Genomic DNA, 20,538 nt, shown 5'->3' with positions numbered 1-20,538 from the left:
GAGGTCAGGCGCCGCAGCGGACGTCGCGGCAGGTCAGCAGGGCCGCGCCCACATGATCCTCGAACTGGATGCCGTAGCGGAGCACCCGTGGTCGCCCGTCGCGGCCCACCTCCATGTCGAGGCGGTGGCGGGCGGCGATGTCGTGGAGGAGGACGACGGTGTCGCGGCGTGTGCAGGCGGCCTCCCGGCAGGCCAGGAGAATCAGTTTTCCGCGGTCGATGTCGTAGGTGGCGATCAGCGGCAGGCCGTCCCTCCCCAGCGCCAGAGCGTGGTTGGGCCAGATCTCGGCGGGGACGAACCGGCCCCGCCCCGGACCCGGTTCGGCGAGGGGCACGGCGTCGACCGCAGCGCAGTCCCGGGTGCGGCAGCGCAGCAGGCGGATCTGCCCGTCCTGGATCCGCCGGTGGGTGAGGACCGGGTGGTCGTCCAAAGGGACGGCGAGCCCGACGCCGTTGGTGCTCAGGTACTCGTAGTCCCCGTCTTCGGAGGGGCCGACCAGTCGCCGCGTCACCGGGCGGCGGCAGTCGGCGTCGTCGCAGCCGACGAGGGTGACGGCGCCGTTGCGGTAGTTCTCGAACGCCACGACGGGGCGCCCTCCGGCGCCGGTCGTGATCTCCAGTTGCGCGTCGTTGTCGTCGTACCAGTCCCTGGTCGTCTCCAGCCGGGTCGTCATCAGCGTGCGGGGTTCCGTGCAGGCCATGTCCGCGCAGCGCACGATCCGCAACGTGGTGCGCTCGTCGTCGCCGTCCTTCTCGGCGTCCAGCAGGACCGCGGCCAGCACGCCCTGACCGGAGGTGGTGACGGCGACCGCGGCCTCGCGCTTTTCCTCGGTGATGTCGGCGGCGTGGCCCCGCGCGATGACCGGGGTCTTCTCGAGGTCCCGCTGGCAGTCCCGATCCGTGCATCGCATGAGCCGGACCGCCATGGGGCGAGGGTCGTCGCCGTCCGGGACGCGGTTCGCGGACCCGTCCTCAGGACGGATCCACGCGACGGCCATGGAACCGTCCGGCAGCCCGGTCGCGCGAACCCGTTTCGCGGCGTCCAGACGCGGATACCGGTAGGCCGCGGCGCCGGGGCAGCCACGGTCATCGCACACCTGGATCTTGTCGTCGTACTGGTCGCGGCTCTTGCCCAGCACCGCTACCCGGTCGCCTTCGAGCAGCGTGAGCCGGTGCTCGAAGGCCGCAGGTGCCGTTCGCCGGTAGTCGACGTCGGGGAGCCCCACCGGGTTGGCCTCCACGTACAGGTGGTAGAGGACTCCAGGGCTCGCCAGCACCAACACCGCCAGTGCCGCCAGGACAGCGGCGCGGGCAGGTCTCCGCCTCCGCGCCTCGGCGGGGGCGGGGAGGCGGGCGGCCACCTCGTCCAGGTCCATCGTGTGGGACGGGCCGCGGCGACGCCATACAGGGCCCGATTCGTCCCAGTACGTGAGTGACTGGTTCAGCGTCACCACCGTCAGGGCCGTGCCCTGGACGACGACCGTCAGCACGCTGATGACGGTCAGGACCCCCACTTCCCACGGGCTGTGCTCCATGCCCGTGTTGTACGAGGCGATCCATCGCGCGCCCGCGCTGAGCAGCGCCGGGGGCACGACCGCGATGAGGAGCGGGCTCCACATCATGTGCATCCGGCGCCCCTTGGCGATCTGCCACAGCCGGATCGACGCCCGGAGCGGTCCGGCGTTCTCCAGGACGACGATCGGCACGGTCAGCAGCAGCAGGCACGCCGCCGCCGCGGCCACGACGGCGACCAGCGGCACGTACGCCCACGTTCCCGCCAGCGGCGTGAGGGCGGCGAGCAGGGTCACCACCAGCACGGCGGCGCACGCCAGGGTCAGCAGCACCAGCAGCGGGCCTGACCGCCGTACCGCGCGCCGCATCGCGCTCCCGGTGGCCACGGGCCGGTCCAGCAGGATGCCCGCCGACATGACCACGACCATCGCCAGCATGACCAGGTGCGCCGCCATCACCAGGGCGGTCAGCGCGAGGCCGGTGACCAGCAGCCCCTGGCGCGGCTCGTCCAGGAGCAGCTCGCCGTTGATGATCAGCGCCCGGCCGTCCAGGCGCAGCAGGACGGCCGCGCCCGCGGTCGCGGTCACCAGCACCGACAGCAGTGCCACCGGTGTGACCAGCGCGATCAGGTTCCCGACCAGCAATCGTCCGGTGAGCGCGAGCACCTTTCCGAAGCTCTCGGCATCGACGCTGGGAGCGGGGTCTGCCCGGCCGTCGTCTTCGGTGTCCCGGGGAGCCTCGACACCTTCCGCCATACGCGCACCTCTCCAAGGCCGGTCACGTCACGTGGGACAGTCCTTCGAGTCGCGGCATCGGCAAACCCGGCGGACGCCTTGACGGTGCGTCCACCCTTCGATCGGGGGCGAAACGATCGGCTCGTATGCTGCGCTCCGTGAACGTCTCCCCCCGACCCGTCCGGCCAGCGGCGGTACGCGCGTGACGCCGGGTGAGGCGGTCGCCGTGTTCGGGGCGGGGCTGGGCGCGGGGGCGATCAACACGGCCGTCGGGTCCGGGACGCTCATCACCTTTCCGGTGCTGCTGGCGACCGGGATGCCGCCCGTCACCGCCACCGTCTCCAACGCGCTCGGCCTGATCCCCGGCTCCATCAGCGGTGCCATCGGGTACCGGAGGGAGCTGGCCGGGCAGCGGCGGCGCGTCCTGCGGCTCGGTGCCGCGTCGCTGCTCGGCGGGGTCACCGGGGCGGCGCTGCTGCTGGTGCTGCCCGCCTCGGTCTTCGAGGCGGTCGTGCCGGTGCTGGTGGGCCTCGCGCTGGTCCTGGTCGTCCTCCAGCCCCGGATCGCCGGGAGGCTCCGCGAGCGCCGCGAACGGTCCGGTGCGGTCGCCCGCCCCGACGGGGGTCCGCTGCTGTTCACCGGGCTGGCGCTGGCCAGCGTCTACGGCGGCTACTTCGCCGCGGCCCAGGGGATCATCTACATGTCCCTGATGGGCATCCTGCTCGACGAGGACATGCAGCGCCTCAACGCGGTGAAGAACGTGTTCGTCGCCCTCGTCAACGCGGTCGCCGCCGCGTTCTTCCTGTTCGCCGCCGAGTTCGACTGGACGGCCGTGGCGCTCCTGGCGGTGAGCTCGGCCATCGGCGCCCAGGCCGGGGCCGTGGCCGGGCGCCGTTTCAGCCCTGCGGTGCTGCGGTCGCTGATCGTGGTGGTCGGCGGGACGGCCATCGTCCAGCTCCTCGTCCGCTGACCCGGTCATACTGGACGGGTGCGCCGGTCTTTCGCCCACGAGGCGGTCCTTCTGCTGGAACCCGGCGGGGACGTCCGGGCCCCGGGCGGGGCCGTCACGGTCGCGCTGTGCGGGCACTGGGAGCACGAGCCGCCCTGCCCGCTGGCGCCCCACCGCACCACCGCCGAGCGCGACGGCGACCGGGTGAGGCTGCGCGTGCTGTTCTTGGCCGACCCGGCGGACGAGGCCGAGGTGCGCGAGCGGATCGAGGCGGCGCTGTCCGAAGGGGTCCTGGAGGGCCCGGACGGCGTCACGACGCGCTGGCGCCTCGCTGAGGAGGGCCGGGGGCACGCTGGCGCGTGAGCGTCCTTATCGGTTCTTTCGGCGCGGCTTGTTTTGATCGGGCCGGACGGGGATCGAGAGGGGGCGCTCATGACGCTGGACGACCCGGACCGCGCGGCGGGCACGCGGGGGCCGTCGGTGCGGGGACGGATCATCACGGGACTCGCGGTCCTGCTGCTGGCGGCCGGGATCACCTGGGTGCTGGTCACCGGCGAGTCCGACGGGCCGGGCAGCGCCCAGCTGTCGGCCTCGGGACCGCAGGCCGGGGGCGGCCGGTGCGCGGCGACCGAGACGATGCCGGGAGGCGACAACAGCTACACCGCCGGGGCGCCGGTGGTCTCCGACCTGGGCCGCGGCTTCGTGGTCTCGGGGACGGTGCGGGAGGCGGGTTCGTGCGCGCCCGTGCGGAACGCGCGCGTCCAGATCTGGATGCACACCAGGCGCGGCCACGAGGCGCTGGCGAGCAACCGGGGAAGCGTGATGACCGACGCGCAGGGGCGGTACCGGCTGGAGAGCCTGCCGGTCGTCCCGATGTTCGGGCAGCCGCACGTGCACATCGCCTATGACGACGACGCGTACGCACCCCTGTTCCTGCGGCCGGTGCTGGACGACGAGGACCAGCCGTCCATCACCGTCGACTTCGTCCTCCAGCGCCGTGGCGCATAGGGCCGAGGGCACGCGCCCCCGCTCGCGCGGCGTCCACGCGGCACCGCCCCCGGCGGAGCGGGGCGGCGGCGCGGTCCGGTGGGCCGGGCTGGCGTTCGCCGCCGCCCTGGTCGCCGTTCCCGTGGCCGCGGTCGTGGCGAGCCCGCTCCAGGAGGGGCGCTCGTTCACCTGGACGCTCGCCTCGGTGACGGGGGTCGTGGCGCTCGCCCTGCTGATCATGCAGATCACGCTGCCCAACCGGACCCGCCTGCTCGCCCGCGTCTTCGGCGCCCGCCCGCTGCGCCTCCACCGCGCCGTCGGCCTCGCCGTGACGGGGCTGGTGGCCGCTCACATCGCGCTGCTGTACGCCAACGGCCCCGACGACATCACCGACGCGCTCGTCCTGGACGCGCCCACCTACAGCAGGCTGGGCGTCGTCTCCGCGTTCTGCCTGGCGCTGTCGGTGGTACTGGCGCTCGGCCGGCGGCGGCTCGGGCTGCACTACTCCAACTGGCGGATCCTGCACGCGGCGCTCGCCGTGGCCATCACCGGGACGGCGTTCGCGCACGTGGTGCTGCTGCGCGGCCCCCTGGACGGCGTAGCGGAGCTGTTTCTGCTGGTCACCGGACTGGCGGCGGGCGCGGCGACGGCCGTCCACCTGCTGGTGGTGAGGCCGCTGCGCCGCCACCGGCGGGACGCCCCCTGAGCACCCGGCGCCTTCCGGAAGCCCGGGCGGGGCGGGAAGGCGCCGGGCCCGGGCTCATTCGCGGTCGGGGGTGATGCCCAGGCGCTCGGCCTCCTGGGTCATCTCCGCGGCGGCGCCGCCGTCGGTGACGGCCTGGAGCTCGTGGGCGAGCTGCTCCAGTTCGGCGCCGCCCGCCATGAGGGCGGTCAGCTCCTCCTGCGTGATGTCCTCCTTGGCACGGTAGGCGACGCTGCGGCCCCGCTTGAGGACGAGGAACCGGTCCCCCACCGGGTAGGCGTGGTGGGGGTTGTGGGTGATGAAGATGACGCCGAGCCCGCGTTCACGGGCCTGCACGATGTAGCGCAGGACGACACCGGCCTGCTTGACCCCCAGCGCCGCCGTGGGCTCGTCCAGGACCAGGACCTTGGCGCCGAAGTGGACGGCGCGGGCGATCGCGACGCACTGCCGTTCGCCGCCGGACAGCGTGCCGATGGGCTGGTCGACGTCGCGCAGGTCGATGCCCATCTCCAGGAGCCGGGCCTTGGTCGTGCGGCGCATGTGCTCGGTGTCGAGGCGGCCGAGGCCCTTCCGCTTCTCCGAGCCGAGGAAGAAGTTGCGCCAGACGGGCATCAGCGGGACGACGGCCAGGTCCTGGTAGACGGTGGCGATCCCCCGGTCGAGGGCCTGGCGGGGCGAGTCGAACGCGACCGGCGTCCCCTCCACCCGGTAGGTGCCGGAGTCGTGCCGGTGCAGCCCGGCGACGATCTTGATGAGGGTGGACTTGCCCGCGCCGTTGTCGCCGAGCACGCAGGTCACCTCGCCCGCGGCGACGTCCAGGGAGACCTCGCGGAGGGCGATCACGTTGCCGTGGTTCTTGCCGACGGCGTCGAGGCTCACGAGGGCGTGCCCGGTCATCGGGAGTCCTCCACCCTGCGCCGCACGACCAGGTTGACCACGGTGGCGATCAGCAGCATCGCGCCGAGGAAGAACTTGAACCAGTCGGGGTTCCACTCGGCGTACACGATCCCCTTGTTGGTCATGCCGAAGATGAACGCGCCGATCGCGGCCCCGACGGCCGAGCCGTAGCCGCCGGTCAGCAGGCAGCCGCCGATCACCGCGCAGATGATGAAGAAGAACTCGTTCCCCACGCCCTCGCCCGACTGGACGGAGGCGAAGGCGAACAGCAGGTGCATCCCGGAGACCCAGGCGCAGAACGCCACCCCCATGAACAGGCCGATCTTGGTCCTGTCGACCGGGACGCCGACCGCCCGGGCGCTGGCCGCCGCGCCGCCCGACGCGAAGATCCAGTTCCCTGTGCGGGTGCGCAGCAGCAGCCAGGTCGCCGCGGCGACCAGCAGGATCCACCAGAACACCGTGATGTTGACGTTGACCCCGGCGAGGTCGACGTCGGAGGCGAACACCGCGCGGGCGGAGGAGAAGCCGTCCATGTCGCGGATCGAGTCGGTGGCGACGTTGCCGGTGATCGCCTTGGTGACGCCCAGGTTGGCCCCCGCGAGCATGAAGAACGTGGCGAGGGTGATGATGAAGCTCGGCAGCCCCGTCCTGACATAGAGGACGCCGTTGAGCAGCCCCAGCGCGAGGGTGAGCACCAGCGAGATCGCCACCCCGGCCCACACGTTCAGCGTGAGCTGGTAGCTGACCAGCGACGCGATCAGCGCCGAGGTCGTCACCATCACCCCGGCGGACAGGTCGAACTCCCCGCCGATCATCAGCAGGGACACGCCCACGGCCATGATCCCGAACGTGGAGCTCGCGTACAGCACCGTGGAGAACGACCCGGCCTGCAGGAACGCGTCCGCGACGACGGAGAAGAACGCGAACACCGCGACCGCGCCCAGCAGCGCCCCCAGCTCCGGGCGGCCCAGCATCCGGCGCAGCGGGGAACTCCGGGCCAGGCGCTCGTCCGCGGCGACCGGCGGCGGGGCGACGGCCTGGCTCATGCCGCCTCCCCGGCGGCGGTCCCCCGGACGGCTCCGCCGCTCATCGGGTCCCTCGGTTGGCGAACTGCTCGATCGCCGCCGCGGTGTCCTTGGTGACGATGGCGGGCCCGGTCAGCACCGGACGGCCGCCGCCGATCACGTTGCCGTTGTTCTTCAGCAGCCACAGCTCGTCGACGGCCCCGTACCCCTGCAGGTAGGGCTGCTGGTCGACGGCGAAGTGGATGGTCCCGGCCTTGAGCGAGGCCACCAGGTCCTTGTTCATGTCGAAGGTGGCGACCTTGGCCCTGCTGCTGGTCTCCTTCACCGAGTCGACGGCGGTCGCGGCGAACGGCGCCCCGAGCGTGAGGATGCCGTCGACGTCCTTGTCGGCCTGCAGCTTGGCGGTGATGGACGACTTCACCTGCGGCATGTTGGTGCCCTGGACGAACAGGTTCTCCAGTTCCCCGCCGAAGGTCTTCTTCGCCCCGGCGCAGCGGTCCTCCAGGCCCACGTTCCCCTGCTCGTGGATGACGCACAGCGCCCGCTTGGAGCCGATCTTGGCGAGCTCGCGCCCGGCGGCCTCGCCCGCGATCGACTCGTCCTGCCCGAAGTGCGCGACCGCCCCGAACCGCGCCGACACGTCGGCGCCGGAGTTGATGGACACGACCGGGATCTTCGCGGCGGCGGCGCGGGCGACCACGTCCTTCATCGCGTCGGGCTTGGCGAAGGTGACGACGATGCCGTCCACCTTCTTGTCGATGGCGGTCTGGACGAGCTGGGCCTGCTTGCCGCCGTCCGGGTCGGCCGAGTACAGGAACTCGACGTTGCTCTTGGCCGCGGCCGCCTGCGCTCCCTTCTGGACGATGTCCCAGAACGTGTCGCCGGGCCCGGAGTGGGTCACCATGGCGACGGTCATCCGTTCGGTCTTGGCGCCTCCGGTGCCTGCGGACTCCTCGGCCTTCTTACCGCCCGAACCGCTGCACGCGCTCAGGCCCAGGGCCAGCACCCCGGCGGCCGCCAGGGCCGGCAGGGCCCGCGGGCGTCTGGGCGCGGTGCGCTTCGTGCTCTCGGCTTGCCTCCGGGTGCGGCTCATCGCTGGGCTCCGTTCTCCCCGAATGGTCTGGGATGAACTGAGTATGTATCAGAAGTGACTTACGTTTCGGTGGTGACTTTCATGCCGCCACTTCCGACAGGTACTCCAGACTGGCGCGGACGTCCTCGTACGGCCCGGAGGCGGGTTCGGGCTCCTCGGTGATGACGGCGTCCTGCTCCATCACGTACCAGCCGTCGTAGCCGGAGCACTCCAGGGCGCGGATGATCCCGGAGATGTCGATGTCCCCCTGCCCCAGGGGCCGGTAGAGGCCCTCGCGCACGGCCCGGGTGTAGGAGGTCCGCCCCTCCCGCACCCGGTCGGCCAGGGACACGTCCACGTCCTTGAGGTGGACGTGGGAGACGCGCGGCGCGGCGAACCGCGCCAGCAGCAGGGGGTCGGTGCCGCCGGCGAGCAGATGGCCGGTGTCCAGGCACAGCGGCACGCTGCACCCGCCCAGCACGCGCTCGACCTCCGCGCGGCGCTCCACGACCGTGCCGATGTGCGGGTGCAGCGCGACCGAGCGGCCGCGGTCGCCGGCGCGCACGGTGATGGCGTCGAGGTTGCACAGCAGCGTCCGCCACGCCCCGGTGTCGAGGGCGGGCCGCCGGTCGTACCCGGCGAGGCCGGTGGCGGCGGCCAGGATCAGCGTCGCGCCGCTGCCCAGCGCGTCCATCGCCCGCTCGACCTCCGGCAGCGGGTCGTGCGCCGGATCGTGCAGGACGGCCGGGACGAACGCGCCGACCGGCTCGAGCTCGTACTCGGCCAGGAGCCGGTCTCGCTCGCCGGGGACGGCGGGCAGGAACCCGGCCGGGCCGAGTTCGGTGGCGGTCAGGCCGAGGTCGCGCATCTCGGCCAGGACCCGCCGCGGGGAGAGCTGGTGCCCCCAGCCGGGGACCTCGCAAACCCCCCAGGAGATGGGTGCGCCTGCCAGCTTCATCAAAAAACCTCCGAGGAAACCCCGGCCCCTTCAGGCCGGGAGGAATCGGATCCCTGCGGAGCAGGGCAGGGAAAGGAAACTCGCCCCTCCGGAGCGAATGTCGGTTGACCAGGCACTATCCAGCACGTCTTCGCCACTTTGTTCGAGCGTGCACGCTAGGATCGCCGCGTGCCGCGTTACCGCCTGGCCCCCACGCTCGAGCAGGAGCAAACTCTGCTCGGGCATTGCGCGCACGCCCGGTACGTGTGGAACCTGGCCGTGGAGCAGCACGGCTTCTGGTCCCGGCACCGGCGGGGCGGGGCACCCGGCTACAGCGAACAGTCCCGGCAGCTCACCGCGGCCCGCGCCGAGTTCGCGTGGTTGCGGGCCGGATCCCAGACCGTGCAGCAGCAGGCACTGCGTGACTTCGCCCAGGCGATGGGCAACTTCTTCGCCGGTACCCACCGCCGTCCCACGTGGCGCAAGCAGGGTGTGCATGAGGGGTTCCGGCAGGTCGGCGTCAAACCCCACCAGGTCGAGCGGCTGTCGCGCAAGTGGGGCGCGGTGCTGGTGCCCAAGTGCGGATGGGTCAGGTTCCGCCTGTCGCGGCCCGTACCCGCAGGCGTGAAGTCCTACCGGGTCACCCGTGATCGGGCCGGGCGCTGGCATGTGGCCTTCGCCCACGTCCCGCCCTCGCTCCCCGGCCCCGGCGACGGGACCGTGATCGGGGTGGACCGGGGCGTCACCGTCAGCGCCGCCCTGTCCACCGGGGACCTGCTCAAAATCCCCGGCCTCACGCCCGGGGAGACGCGACGCCTGCGACTGCTGGCCCGCAGGCTGGGGCGGGCCCGGCGCGGCTCTAGCCGCCGGGCCAGGCTCAAGGCCGCACTCGCCCGGCTGAGGGCCCGTGAGAGCGACCGCCGCAAGAACTGGGTGGAGCAGACCTCCACGATGCTGGCCCACGGGTTCGAGGTGATCGGTGTCGAGGACCTCAACATTCGCGGCATGACCCGCTCGGCGAAGGGCACCCTCGAGCGGCCGGGACGCAACATCGCCGCCAAGGCGGGGCTGAACCGGGGCATCCTCGCGGGGGGATGGGCCGTGCTGGTGGAGCGGCTGGAGGACAAGGCCCCCGGCCGCGTGTACAAGATCAACCCCGCGTACACCTCGCAGCGCTGCTCGGCATGCAGGATCATCGACCCGAAGGCGCGCGAGAGCCAAGCGCGCTTCCGGTGCCGGTCCTGCGGCTTCGCCTGCAACGCCGACGTGAACGCCGCACGCAACATCGCCCACGAGACCGCACTCCTCTGCACGCTCGTGGACACGGCGGCCGGACCGGCCGTCGCTGCGCGGGGACGCCCCGGGTCGCCGGGGCGGACGAACCGCGAACCTCAACCCCTCCTCATCTCCTGAGGCCACGGGTTGGAATCCCCCTCGTTTTTACGAGGGGGAGGAGGTCAAAGCCGTACCTCCTCAGGGTGGACGACCCGGCCCTCGCGCCGGGAGATCTCGCACGCCTCCGCGAGGTAGAACGCCTCGAGCGCCTCCTCGGGCGGGCAGGGGTTGGTGCGCCGTCCCGCGACCACGTCGACGAAGGCGCGCAGCTCGGCGTCGTAGGCGGCGGCGAAGCGGTCCAGGAAGCCGGCGTAGGCGGGCGGGCGCGCGGGCCCCGGCGCCGGTTCCGGGACGGGGGTGACGGGCGTGCGGTCGTCGAGCCCGGCGACGATGCTGTCCTCGGAGCCGAACAGCTCCAGGCGGACGTCGTACCCGGCGGCGTTGTAGCGGCCCGCCCCGATCGTGCAGAGGGTCCCGTCGTCGAGGCCGAGCAGCGCGGCGCCGGTGTCGACGTCGCCGCACGCGCGGAAGACCTCCCCGCCCCTGTCGGAGCCGGCGGCCATCACCCAGGCCACGTTCCGCCCGGTGACGTGCCGGATGGCGTCCAGGTCGTGGATCGCGCAGTCGCGGAAGAGGCCGCCGGAGGCGGGGACGTACCCGGGCGGCGGCGGGGTCGCGTCGAAGCTGCACGACCGCACGGTGTGCAGCCGGCCGAGCCGGCCCGCGGAGACCGCCTCGCGGGCGGCGATGTGGCCGGCGTCGAAGCGGCGCTGGAAGCCGACCTGCACCGGGACGCCGGCGGCGCGGGCCGAGCGAACGATGTGGAACGTTCCATCAAGGTCCGCGGCGAGCGGCTTCTCGCAGAACACCGGTATTCGCGCGCGCACGCCCCGCTCCACCAGCGCCGCGTGCGCGTCCGTCGCCGCCGTCACGACCAGGGCGTCCAGGCCGTCCAGCGCGTCCAGGCCGTCGAGGGCCGATCCGGGCGGGCCCTCCCCGAACAGGTCGGCCACCGAGCCCGCCGCGCGCACGTCCACGGCCGCGGCGTCGTCCGGGCGCCGGCCCGCCGCCCTTCCGCACGCCGGACCGGCCCGCAGCCGGGCCGCCAGATCCCTCGCCCGGGACGGGTCGGCGTCGGCCACGACCAGCGCCTCCACCTCGGGTAGCTCGCACAGTGCCGCGGCGTGGCGCGCCCCGATGCGCCCCGCGCCGGCCAGCCCGATCCTCATCGATCCTCCCGGTCGGCTCGCTGGGGGAGCCGCCGGGTCGCCCCGGCGCCCCGGCGGCAGAACCCGAGTGTGCTGGAGCGTTCCACCTCCGGTCAACGCCCTACGCTGGCCCGAAGCCGTTACGACCTGTCCGCAAATGGGCCCCTTGCGGCGGGCCGCTCCGGCGCGCCGGTTCCGCGAAGCGTGACCAAGCGCTAGTTTGTGACCATGCGGGTCTTCCTCACCGGGGCGTCCGGCTTCGTCGGCTCCCACACCGTGCGCTCCCTGCTCGACGCCGGGCACCGGCCGCGCGCCCTGGTCCGCGACCCCGGCAAGGCCGCCCGGGTGCTGGCCCGGCTCGGCGTGCCCGCCGGCGACGTCGAACTGGTCACCGGCGACATGCTCGACGCCGCGACGGTGAACAAAGCGCTCGACGGCTGCGACGCCGCCGTCCACGCCGCCGCCGCCATCGGCGTGACCGGAAGCGGCACACCGGGAGGCGGCGGCGACCCCGAGAACGGCCTGGTCCGCGTCAACGTCGCCGGCACCCGCAACGTCGTCGGCGGCGCCGTCGCCCGCGGCCTGGAACGCGTCGTCCACGTGTCGACCATCGCGGTGTTCGTCCCGCCGCCCGGCCCGCGCATCACCACCGACGGCCCGCTGGCCGCGCCGCGCACCGGCTACGGCCGCTCCAAGCTCGCCGCCGAACGCTACGTGCGCGACCTCCAGGCCGAGGGCGCGCCCGTCACCATCGTCTACCCCGGCGGCGTCTGCGGCCCCGACCAGCCCGTCCTGGACGCCCTCATGGAAGGGCTCTCGGCGGCGCTCGACCTGGCCTGGCCGCTGCCCCCGGGCGGCGTCTCCGTCATCGACGTCCGCGACCTCGGCGAGGCCCTCGCCCGCGCCGCCACCCGGCCCACCCCCGACCGGCTCCTCCTCGGCGGCCACTACCTGACCTGGCCGCAGTACGCCGACCTGTGCGACCGGCTCACCGGCGTCCGCTGCCGCCGCCTCCGCGTCCCGGCCGGGGTCATGCTCGGCGCCGGGTCGCTGCTGGACGCGGCCAAGCGCGTCCGCGACTTCGACTACCCGCTGACCCGCGACGCCGCCGAATTCATGGTCAGGCTCGTCCCGACCGACGACGCCCCCGCCCTCGACGCCCTCTCCCTCACCCTGCGCCCGCTCGAGGAGACCGTCGAGGACGGGCTGCGCTGGCTGGCCGAGTCCGGCCACCTCCGCCGGGCCGGAAAGCTGGCACCCCGGCCGCCCCGCACGTCCGCCGGCAAGCCCGCCGCCACGAAGGAGCGCCCCATGCCGACCCTCGCCAAGCGCTACCTGGGCCCGGTCTTCGAGCGCGTCTCGGGGGCGGCCTGGTTCTCCAAGGTCGGGCCGAAGATCGTCCCGCCGCTCGACCGGGCCCTCCACAAGGCCAGCGGCGGCCGCTTCCTGCTCGGCCAGTCGCTCGTGCCCAGCCTGGTGCTCACCACCACCGGCGCCGTCAGCGGGCAGCCGCGGCGGGCGCCGCTGGCCTGCATGCCCGAGCCCGACGGCTCCTGGATCGTGGTCGGCTCCAACTTCGGCCGCGAACGGCACCCCGCCTGGACCGGCAACCTCCTCAAGAACCCCGCCGCCGAGGTCAGCTTCCGCGGCCGCACCGTGAAGGTGACCGCCGCGCTGCTGGAGGGGCCCGAGCGGGACGAGGTGTGGCCCCGGCTCGTGCGCGTCTGGCCCGTCTACGACCGCTACGTGGAGCGCGTCGACCGGCGGCTGCGCGTCTTCCGCCTCACGCCGGCCCCATGATCTTGCGGGCGAGCGCCCGTCCCAGCAGCGCGTAGGCCAGCACCACGCCGAGCGCGTTGAGGATCACGTCGTCGACGTCGAACGCGCGGCCCAGCACCGCCAGGCCCTGCACGGTCTCGATCGCCAGCGACAGCAGCACGGCCAGCACCCCCAGCCGCACCGGACCGCGGAAGCGCGCCGACAGCAGCGGCAGCAGCACCCCGAGCGGCGCGAGCAGCAGCAGGTTGCCGCCGACCTGCGGCAGCGCGTCCCGCACCGGCTGGTCGAAGTAGAACCGCAGGGACCGCCCCGGATCGGTGTTGCCGCCCGCCTGCCCGTTGTCCGCCACCGGGCTCAGGGTGAGCCGGAAGCAGAAGTAGAAGAACGCCGCCAGCGCCGCGAGCGCGACCGCCACGGCGAGCACCCTGAGCAGCAGGACGTACCAGGGCGGTCTGCGATCGCCGGGCTGGACCTTCGTCTTCGCGGTACTCACGCTCTTGTTGCCGGTCTTTCCCGTCTTGGGCTTGGATGCCGGCTGCTGAGTCTCGGTCTTCTGAGTCTCGGTCTTCTTCAACGACGCGCTCGCCACGCCCCGCACCTCCACCGCGTCCCGAACCGCTTCGATGCCGGTGCATGTCCCCGATCCGGGCGCGACTATGCAAAGGGCTGGTCAAGCGCGCGGGCTCAGAGCGACGCGGCGAAATCGGCCAGCAGGCGCTGGTCCTCCTCGGGCGGACGGGCGGTCGCCGGATCGCCGGTGTAGGTGTCCAGGAGGAGGTGGGTGGCGCCCAGTTCGGCGAACGCGTCGGCCTCGCGGCGGGCACGGTCCGGGTCGGCGGCGTCCAGGCGGATGCGCGGCGCCAGCGCGGGCACGGGACGGCCCAGTTCCTCGGCGGCGGCGCGGAGCGCGGGCAGGCCGTCGTCGCGGACCCGCTCCGGGGTCTGGTTGATCGGATGCCAGGCGTCCCCGTAGCGGACCGCCCGGCGGAACGCGGCGGCGCTCTGCCCGCCGATCCAGACCGGCGGATGCGGCGAGGCGGCGGGATGGGGCCGCGGGTCGACGGTCTCGCCGCCGTAGGTCACGGAGTCCTCGGTCCAGGCGCGCACGATCACGTCCAGGTACTCGTCCGTGAGGGCGCCGCGGCGCTCGAACGGCACGCCCAGCGCCGCGTACTCCCGCCGGGCCCAGCCCACGCCCACCCCGAAGATGAGCCGGCCCCCGCTGAACCGGTCGAGGTTCGCGGTAACGCGGGCGGTCTGCAGCGGATGCCGGTACGGCAGCACGGTCACGGTCGTGCCGAGCCCGATGCGCCCGGTCTGCCCGGCGAGCCAGGCCAGGGTGGTGAACGGGTCGTAGAACGGCGCCGGATACTGCCCGGCCACGTCCGGCGTCACCGCGACATGATCGGAGATCATCGCGAAGCCGAAGCCCCCGTCCTCGGCGAAACGCGCCCAGTCCGCGAGCGCGTCCGGGGTCGCCGAGGGACCGAAGTTGAGGATGTTGATGCCGAGCTCCATGTGCGGGGGAACGGGCGGCGCGTCCTCCGTGTTCCTGGCGCGTGTTCCTCACGGGCCCGCGAGGAGGGGGTCGGAGCGGTAGAGCTCGGCCGCCTCGGTGTCGCCGATCTCCTCGCACAGCCGGGCCAGCGCCCGCATCGTGTGCGCCACCCGCACCCGCACCCCGAGCCGCCGCCACACCGCCAGCGCCCTGAGGTGGGCGTCGATGGCCGCGTGGGTGTCGCCCGCCGAACGGGCGAGCACCGCCAGGATGTCCAGCGCGGCCGCCTCGTCCCACGGGTGCGGCGACCGCTCCAGCGTCTCCCGGGCCAGCTCCTCGGCCTCCCCGTGCCTCCCCTGGCCGGCCAGCAGCGCGCCGATCTCGCCGATGACCGACCCGGTCTCGAAGTCGTCCCCGAGACTGACCAGGATCGTCAGGCCGCGCGCCAGGCACGCCGCCCCGTCCGCCATCCGGCCCTGCTTCAGGTACGCCAGCCAGCAGTTCTTCAGCATCCACAGCTCGGACATCGGCGCCCCGCACGCCTCGAACGCCTGCCGGGCCTCCTCGAACAGCGGCAGGTACCCGCCGTGCTCGCCCCGCTCGCGGCGGCGCAGGCACAGGGAGAAGAGGGCGCGGCCCGTCCCGAGGGGGTCGAACAGCGGCCGGGACGGGACCGGCACGCGCTCGGCGGGCGGATGCGGGAGCGACTGGTAGGTGGTCATGGCGCGGTCCGCGTGCTGGAGGCCGGCGCCGAGATCGAGCCTGCTGCCCTCGGCGTCGACGAGGAGCCCGAGCATGCACGCCGCCCCGCGCCGGTCGTCCTGCCGGTCGGCGACCCGCAGCCCCTCGTGCAGCACGTCCACCCACTCGTCGTACCGGCCGCGGATGTCGAAATAGGTCGTGAGGCTCTGCGCCAGCGGCCAGGCGTGGCAGTCCGCGTCCCCGGCGCGGCGGACCTGGGCGTGCAGGTGGGGACGCTCCTCGTCGAACCAGGTCAGGGGGTCCGCGCGGGCCGCGGCGCGCGCCTCCTCGGGGACCGTCCAGAGCGGATCGGGGACGGGGTCCAGGCCGTACCAGTGCGGCAGCCCCGCGTCGGCCGCCACCGTGATGTCCTGCCACGCCCCCAGCAGCCTGCGCACCGCCCCGCGGCGGGAGGGGGCGTCGTCCCGCCCGACCAGCTCGCGCGCCAGGAGATGGATCAGATCGTGGACCCGGTAGCGCGGACCCGTGACGCCGCGCCCGGCGGGCTCCACCAGATGGGCGTCGACCAGGTCGTTCAGCAGCCGTTCCGCGGTCTCCGCGCGCCCGCCCAGCAGCGCCCCGGGCACCCACGCCGGGAACTCGGCGTCCTCCAGCAGGCCCAGATGGCGGAACAGGCGCCGCTGGTCACCGGTGAGCGCGTCGTAGGCGTCCTGGAAGCTGGCCCGCACACCCAGATCCCCGTGCTGGAGCCAGTCGAGCCGGTCGCGGTGCGAGGCCAGCCGCCGCACCAGGTCCGCCACCGTCCAGCCGGGCCGCGACGCCAACCGCGCCGCGGCGATCCGGATCGCCAGCGGCAGCCCGCCGCACAGCCGCACGATCTCGGCGATCTCGCCCGGCGCCTCGTCGTCCTTCACGCCCGCGATCGAGCGGAACAGCACCGCGCCCGCCTCCCCCGGCAGCGCCTCCAGCGTCACCACCCGCGGCCCGCCCGCCGCCCCCGCCCCCGGCAGCCTGCGGCGGCTGGTCAGCAGCACGGCGCAGCGCGGCTCGGCGGGCAGCAGCGGCTCCACGTCCGCCAGGTCCGCCACGTCGTCGAGCACGATCAGCACCCGCCGGGACGCCAGCAGCTCCCGGAAGAGCGCGGCCCGCTCGTCCAGCCCGGACGGCACCCCCGCGGGCGGGACGCCCAGCGCGTGCAGGAAACCGGCCAGCACCTCCGCCGGACCGCCCGTGCGGCCGCGCAGCCGCGCGTACAGCTGCCCGTCGCCGTAGGCCGCGCGGTGCGCGTGCGCCAGCCGCAGCACGAACGCCGTCTTGCCGATGCCGCCGGGCCCCGTCACGGCCACGCACGCGGGCGCGGTCCGCGCCGGATCGGCGAGCACGGCCGACAGCTCCGACAGCAAGCCCTCCCGGCCGACATGGCCCGGAACGTCGGCCGGGAGCCGGCGCGGCACCACGGAGGGGCGGCCGCGCACCGCCTCCGGCTCGTCCGGCCCCTGCACGCCCGTCAGGATCGCGCGGTGCAGCTGCTGGAGGCCGGTGGACGGCTCGATGCCCAGCTCGTCCACCATCCGGTCCCGCACGTCGCGGAACACGCGCAGCGCGTCGGCGGGACGCCCGGCCCGCGCCAGCACGGTCATCAGCTGCCCCCGGCAGCGCTCCCGCAGCGGATGGTCGCGGACCATCGCGCGCAGCTCCACCACCAGGCCGTCGTGACGGCCCAGCGCGATGTCGGCGTCCACGCGGTCCTCCACCGCGGCCAGCCGCAGCTCCTCCCAGTCGGCCGCGCGCCGCACGTACGGGGAGGGCAGGTCGGCGCAGACCGGGCCGCGCCAGCGCGCCAGGGCGGTGCGCAGCAGCGCGGCCGCCGGGCCGGGCTCCCCCGCCGCCAGCCGCTCCCTCGCCCGCCGGACCTCGTCGCGGAAGTCCTCCAGGTCGAGCTGCCCCGCGGAGATCCGCAACCGGTAGCCGGGCGGGCGCGTCTCGATCGGCGCGGACGCGCGGTCGCCGCCCGCGCCCAGCACCCGGCGCAACCGGGACACCATGCCCTGCAACTGCACGCGCCAGGAGTTCGGCGGATCGCCCTCCCAGAGGGCATCGACGAGCCGCTCCACCGACACCACCCGGTCGCGCTCCAGAAGGAGCAGCGCCAGCACGGTACGGACCTGCGGGCCGCCGAGATCCAGCGGGCGGCCCGAACGCTCGGCCGAGACAGGGCCGAGCACACGAAAATAGAGCCCACCGCCCATACGCCCGCAACTCTAACGAGCGTCCCCGCGCGGCCGAAGGGATCCCACGGTCGCGCGGAGGCCACATGCGGTCGGCCCTCGCGCCGTTCCCACGCGTCCGGGTGAACGGGGAAGGGGACGTCCCCGTCCACCCAGGACGCTGTGGCGCGAGACTCCTCCCGTGCCTCGCGCCACAGGGCGGCCTGTCGCACCCGGAGCATCTGCGGACCAGCACCTTCCCCCGCAGGACCCACACCATGCCCGCCCCCGTAGGGGCCTCTACAGGCCACCCTGTACGAGCCGAGCATGACGCACGCCGCTAAGAATCCGCTAAGCGCGGACGCCCGCACCGGATAACCGGCACGGGCGCCCGTTCCTCGATTCTCGGTCAGGCCGCGACCGTCGCGTCGCTGGTCGCGGGCTCCAGGGCCAGGTCCAGCACCTCCCGGACGTCGCTGACCGCGAACACCGTCATGTTCTCCAGCACCTCGGCCGGCACGTCCTCCAGGTCCGGCTCGTTGCGCTTGGGCACGATCGCGGTCGTGATGCCCAGCCGGCTGGCCGCCAGCAGCTTCTGCTTCAGCCCGCCGATCGGCAGCACCCGCCCGGTCAGCGACACCTCACCGGTCATCGCCACATCGGACCGGACCGGCCGCCCCGACAGCAGCGAGGCCAGCGCCGTGGTCATCGTGATCCCCGCGCTCGGACCGTCCTTCGGGATCGCCCCGGCGGGCACGTGGACGTGCACGCCGCGCTCCTTCAGGTCGCCGACCGGAAGCTCCAGCTCCGCCCCGCGCGAGCGCAGGTAGCTGAGCGCGATCCGGGCCGACTCCTTCATGACGTCGCCGAGCTGGCCGGTCAGCGTCACACCGGTGTCACCGGTCTCCTTGTCGGCCAGCGACGCCTCGATGTAGAGGACGTCGCCGCCCGCGCCGGTGACCGCCAGCCCCGTCGCCACGCCCGGCACCCCGGTCCGCCGCTCGGACTTGCTCAGCTCCACCTCCGGCGTGAACCGGGGCCGGCCCAGGTAGTCCTTGAGGCCGTCGGCGCCGACCGTGACCGGCAACTCGGTCTTCTCGAGCGCCACGTTCGCGGCGATCTTGCGCAGCACCCGCGCGATCGAGCGATCCAGCGACCGCACGCCCGCCTCCCGCGTGTACTCCGCGGCCAGCAGCCGCAGCGCGCCGTCCTCGAACGACACCTCCGACGCCTCCAGCCCCGCCTTGTCGAGCTGGCGCGGCAGCAGGTGGTCGCGGGCGATGGTGACCTTCTCGTGCTCGGTGTAGCCGTCCAGCTGCACCAGCTCCATCCGGTCCAGCAGCGGGCCGGGGATCGCCTCCACCACGTTCGCGGTGGCCAGGAACAGCACGTCGCTCAGGTCGAGCTCGACCTCCAGGTAGTGGTCCCGGAAGGTGTGGTTCTGCTCGGGGTCCAGGACCTCCAGCAGCGCCGCGGTCGGGTCGCCCCGGTAGTCGGCGCCGACCTTGTCGACCTCGTCCAGCAGCACGACCGGGTTCATCGAACCGGCCTCACGGATGGCCCGGACGATGCGTCCCGGCAGCGCCCCGACGTAGGTGCGCCGGTGGCCGCGGATCTCCGCCTCGTCCCGGACGCCGCCCAGCGCCACCCGGACGAACGTGCGGCCCATCGCCCGCGCGACCGACTCGCCCAGCGAGGTCTTGCCGACCCCGGGAGGACCGGTCAGCGCCAGCACCGCGCCGCTGCGGCGACCGCCCACGACGCCCATGCCCCGGTCGGAACGCCGCTTGCGCACCGCGAGGTACTCGATGATGCGCTCCTTGACGTCGTCCAGACCGGCGTGGTCGGCGTCCAGGATCTCCCGGGCGCCGGCGATGTCGTAGGCGTCCTCGGTGCGCTCGTTCCACGGGATGTCCAGGACGGTGTCCAGCCAGGTGCGGATCCAGCCGCCCTCCGGGGAGGCGTCGGACGCCCGCTCCAGCTTGTCGACCTCCTTGAGCGCCGCCTCGCGGACCTTCTCGGGCAGGTTCGCCGCCTCGATCCGGGCGCGGTAGTCGTCCTCCTCGTCGGCCGGGTCGCCGTTCAGCTCGGCCAGCTCCTTGCGGATGGCCTCCTGCTGCTGCCGCAACAGGAACTCGCGCTGGGTCTTCTCCATGCCCTCCTGGACGTCCTTGCGGATCGTCTCCGCCACGTCCAGCTCGGCCAGGTGGTCGCGCGCCCACCCGATCACGAGGGTGAGCCGCTCGACGGTGTCGGCCGTCTCCAGCAGCTCGATCTTCTGCTCGTCGGACAGGTACGGGGCGTAGCCGGCGTTGTCGGCGAGCGCGGAGGGCTCGTCGATGGCCTGGACCACGTCCACGACCTGCCAGGCGCCGCGCTTCTGCAGGATCGCGCTGACCAGGCCCTTGTACTCCTTGGCCAGTTCCTGGGCGCGCCCGGTGGCCGCGGGGACCTCGATCCGGGTGCCCTCCACCCACAGCGCCGCGCCCGGCCCGGTGGTCCCGGTGCCGATCCGCACCCGCTCCACGCCGCGCACGACCGCGCCGGGCTCGCCGCCCGGCAGCCGGCCCTCCTGCTCGACCACGCCCAGCGTGCCGACGGCGGCGTACTGGCCGTTGAGCCTGGGCACCAGCAGCACCCGCGGCTTGACGGCCGACCTGATCCCCGGGCCCTTGGTCTGGGCCACCGCCCGGGCCGCCTCGATCGCCGCGCGCACCTCGTTCTCGGACAGGTCGAGGGGCACGACCATGCCGGGCAGAACGGCCCCGTCGTCCAGGGGCAGGACCGGCAGCGTCAGGGTCTCGCTCATGCTCTCAGCTCCAAGTCTGTAGCGATCATGACCCACTCGGGTTGAGTCATACTCACTCAAGAAAACGGAGCACGATTTTGTTTCCGCAGCAACGTTCGCTGTCAGCGATCACGCCGGGCGTCCCGCCCCCGCGGCCCCCGCACCTTCCGGATCTTGGTTGGGGCCGGCCTCGCCACGTGCGAATT

At 73.6% G+C, this 20,538-nt stretch carries 16 protein-coding genes; 6 read left to right on the top strand and 10 right to left on the bottom strand.

The features are described 5' to 3' along the window. Positions 1-4: 4 nt before the first annotated feature. The gene (locus ACFPZN_RS12525; protein WP_378282061.1) at positions 5-2,266 is read right to left on the bottom strand and encodes a hypothetical protein; all 2,262 of its coding nucleotides are present in this window, start codon (positions 2,264-2,266) and stop codon (positions 5-7) included. A 181-nt stretch (positions 2,267-2,447) separates the two neighbouring features. Here ACFPZN_RS12525 and ACFPZN_RS12520 point away from each other — a divergent pair, with 181 nt between their 5' ends. The 4 genes from ACFPZN_RS12520 (at position 2,448) to ACFPZN_RS12505 (ending at position 4,887) form a co-directional block, all read left to right on the top strand. Beyond that, positions 2,448-3,215 (top strand): sulfite exporter TauE/SafE family protein, encoded by a 768-nt coding sequence (locus tag ACFPZN_RS12520; protein ID WP_378282060.1) that lies wholly within the window; start codon positions 2,448-2,450, stop codon positions 3,213-3,215. A gap of 18 nt (positions 3,216-3,233) precedes the next feature. Further along, entirely contained in the window at positions 3,234-3,557 is a 324-nt protein-coding gene (locus tag ACFPZN_RS12515; RefSeq protein WP_378282059.1) for a hypothetical protein, read from the top strand. A 69-nt stretch (positions 3,558-3,626) separates the two neighbouring features. Continuing rightward, positions 3,627-4,202: a hypothetical protein gene (locus ACFPZN_RS12510; RefSeq protein WP_378282058.1), complete on the top strand. Its 576-nt coding sequence runs from the start codon at positions 3,627-3,629 to the stop codon at positions 4,200-4,202. Next, on the top strand, positions 4,192-4,887 hold the full coding sequence (locus ACFPZN_RS12505; RefSeq protein ID WP_378282057.1) for a ferric reductase-like transmembrane domain-containing protein: 696 nt from the start codon (positions 4,192-4,194) through the stop codon (positions 4,885-4,887). The genes ACFPZN_RS12510 and ACFPZN_RS12505 overlap by 11 nt, the downstream gene beginning before the upstream one ends. 54 nt (positions 4,888-4,941) lie before the next feature. Here the strand turns inward: ACFPZN_RS12505 and ACFPZN_RS12500 are convergent, their stop codons facing one another. From ACFPZN_RS12500 to ACFPZN_RS12485, 4 genes are all read right to left on the bottom strand, one after another. Next, a complete protein-coding gene (locus tag ACFPZN_RS12500) occupies positions 4,942-5,781 on the bottom strand; it encodes an ATP-binding cassette domain-containing protein (RefSeq protein ID WP_378282056.1) in 840 nt (279 codons plus the stop codon). Beyond that, positions 5,778-6,827, bottom strand: a complete 1,050-nt coding sequence (locus ACFPZN_RS12495) for an ABC transporter permease (protein ID WP_378282055.1) — start codon at positions 6,825-6,827, stop codon at positions 5,778-5,780. Before ACFPZN_RS12495 ends, ACFPZN_RS12500 begins: the two co-directional genes overlap by 4 nt. 40 nt (positions 6,828-6,867) lie before the next feature. Next, positions 6,868-7,899, bottom strand: coding sequence for a sugar ABC transporter substrate-binding protein (locus tag ACFPZN_RS12490; protein ID WP_378282054.1), 1,032 nt, complete (start codon positions 7,897-7,899; stop codon positions 6,868-6,870). Positions 7,900-7,978: 79 nt separating this feature from the next. Beyond that, entirely contained in the window at positions 7,979-8,836 is an 858-nt protein-coding gene (locus tag ACFPZN_RS12485) for a TIM barrel protein (protein WP_378282053.1), read from the bottom strand. A 168-nt stretch (positions 8,837-9,004) separates the two neighbouring features. Between ACFPZN_RS12485 and ACFPZN_RS12480 the strand changes: the two genes are divergently transcribed. Then, positions 9,005-10,228 (top strand): RNA-guided endonuclease InsQ/TnpB family protein, encoded by a 1,224-nt coding sequence (locus ACFPZN_RS12480; protein ID WP_378282052.1) that lies wholly within the window; start codon positions 9,005-9,007, stop codon positions 10,226-10,228. Between the two features lie 44 nt (positions 10,229-10,272). On the opposite strand, the gene ACFPZN_RS12475 is transcribed toward ACFPZN_RS12480, so the two are convergent. Next, the gene (locus tag ACFPZN_RS12475) at positions 10,273-11,379 is read right to left on the bottom strand and encodes a Gfo/Idh/MocA family protein (protein WP_378282051.1); all 1,107 of its coding nucleotides are present in this window, start codon (positions 11,377-11,379) and stop codon (positions 10,273-10,275) included. A 207-nt stretch (positions 11,380-11,586) separates the two neighbouring features. On the opposite strand from ACFPZN_RS12475, the gene ACFPZN_RS12470 reads away from it, so the two are divergent. Then, positions 11,587-13,158 carry a nitroreductase family deazaflavin-dependent oxidoreductase gene (locus ACFPZN_RS12470; protein ID WP_378282050.1) on the top strand — a complete coding sequence of 524 codons (1,572 nt, stop codon included), beginning with the start codon at positions 11,587-11,589 and terminating at the stop codon, positions 13,156-13,158. Here ACFPZN_RS12470 and ACFPZN_RS12465 read toward each other — a convergent pair. The 4 genes from ACFPZN_RS12465 to lon form a co-directional block, all read right to left on the bottom strand. Then, on the bottom strand, positions 13,142-13,726 hold the full coding sequence (locus tag ACFPZN_RS12465; RefSeq protein WP_378282049.1) for a VanZ family protein: 585 nt from the start codon (positions 13,724-13,726) through the stop codon (positions 13,142-13,144). The two genes, ACFPZN_RS12470 and ACFPZN_RS12465, sit on opposite strands and share 17 nt — an antisense overlap. A gap of 95 nt (positions 13,727-13,821) precedes the next feature. Beyond that, positions 13,822-14,655, bottom strand: coding sequence for a TIGR03619 family F420-dependent LLM class oxidoreductase (locus ACFPZN_RS12460; RefSeq protein WP_378282048.1), 834 nt, complete (start codon positions 14,653-14,655; stop codon positions 13,822-13,824). A 48-nt stretch (positions 14,656-14,703) separates the two neighbouring features. Next, positions 14,704-17,562: an AfsR/SARP family transcriptional regulator gene (locus ACFPZN_RS12455; RefSeq protein ID WP_378282047.1), complete on the bottom strand. Its 2,859-nt coding sequence runs from the start codon at positions 17,560-17,562 to the stop codon at positions 14,704-14,706. A gap of 391 nt (positions 17,563-17,953) precedes the next feature. Next, the gene (gene lon, locus ACFPZN_RS12450; protein WP_378282046.1) at positions 17,954-20,353 is read right to left on the bottom strand and encodes an endopeptidase La; all 2,400 of its coding nucleotides are present in this window, start codon (positions 20,351-20,353) and stop codon (positions 17,954-17,956) included. Positions 20,354-20,538 lie beyond the last annotated feature (185 nt).

The sequence above is a fragment of the Actinomadura rugatobispora genome, from assembly GCF_042656285.1.
Lineage (GTDB): Bacteria > Actinomycetota > Actinomycetes > Streptosporangiales > Streptosporangiaceae > Spirillospora > Spirillospora rugatobispora.
This window is presented reverse-complemented; position numbering and strand designations above follow the sequence as displayed.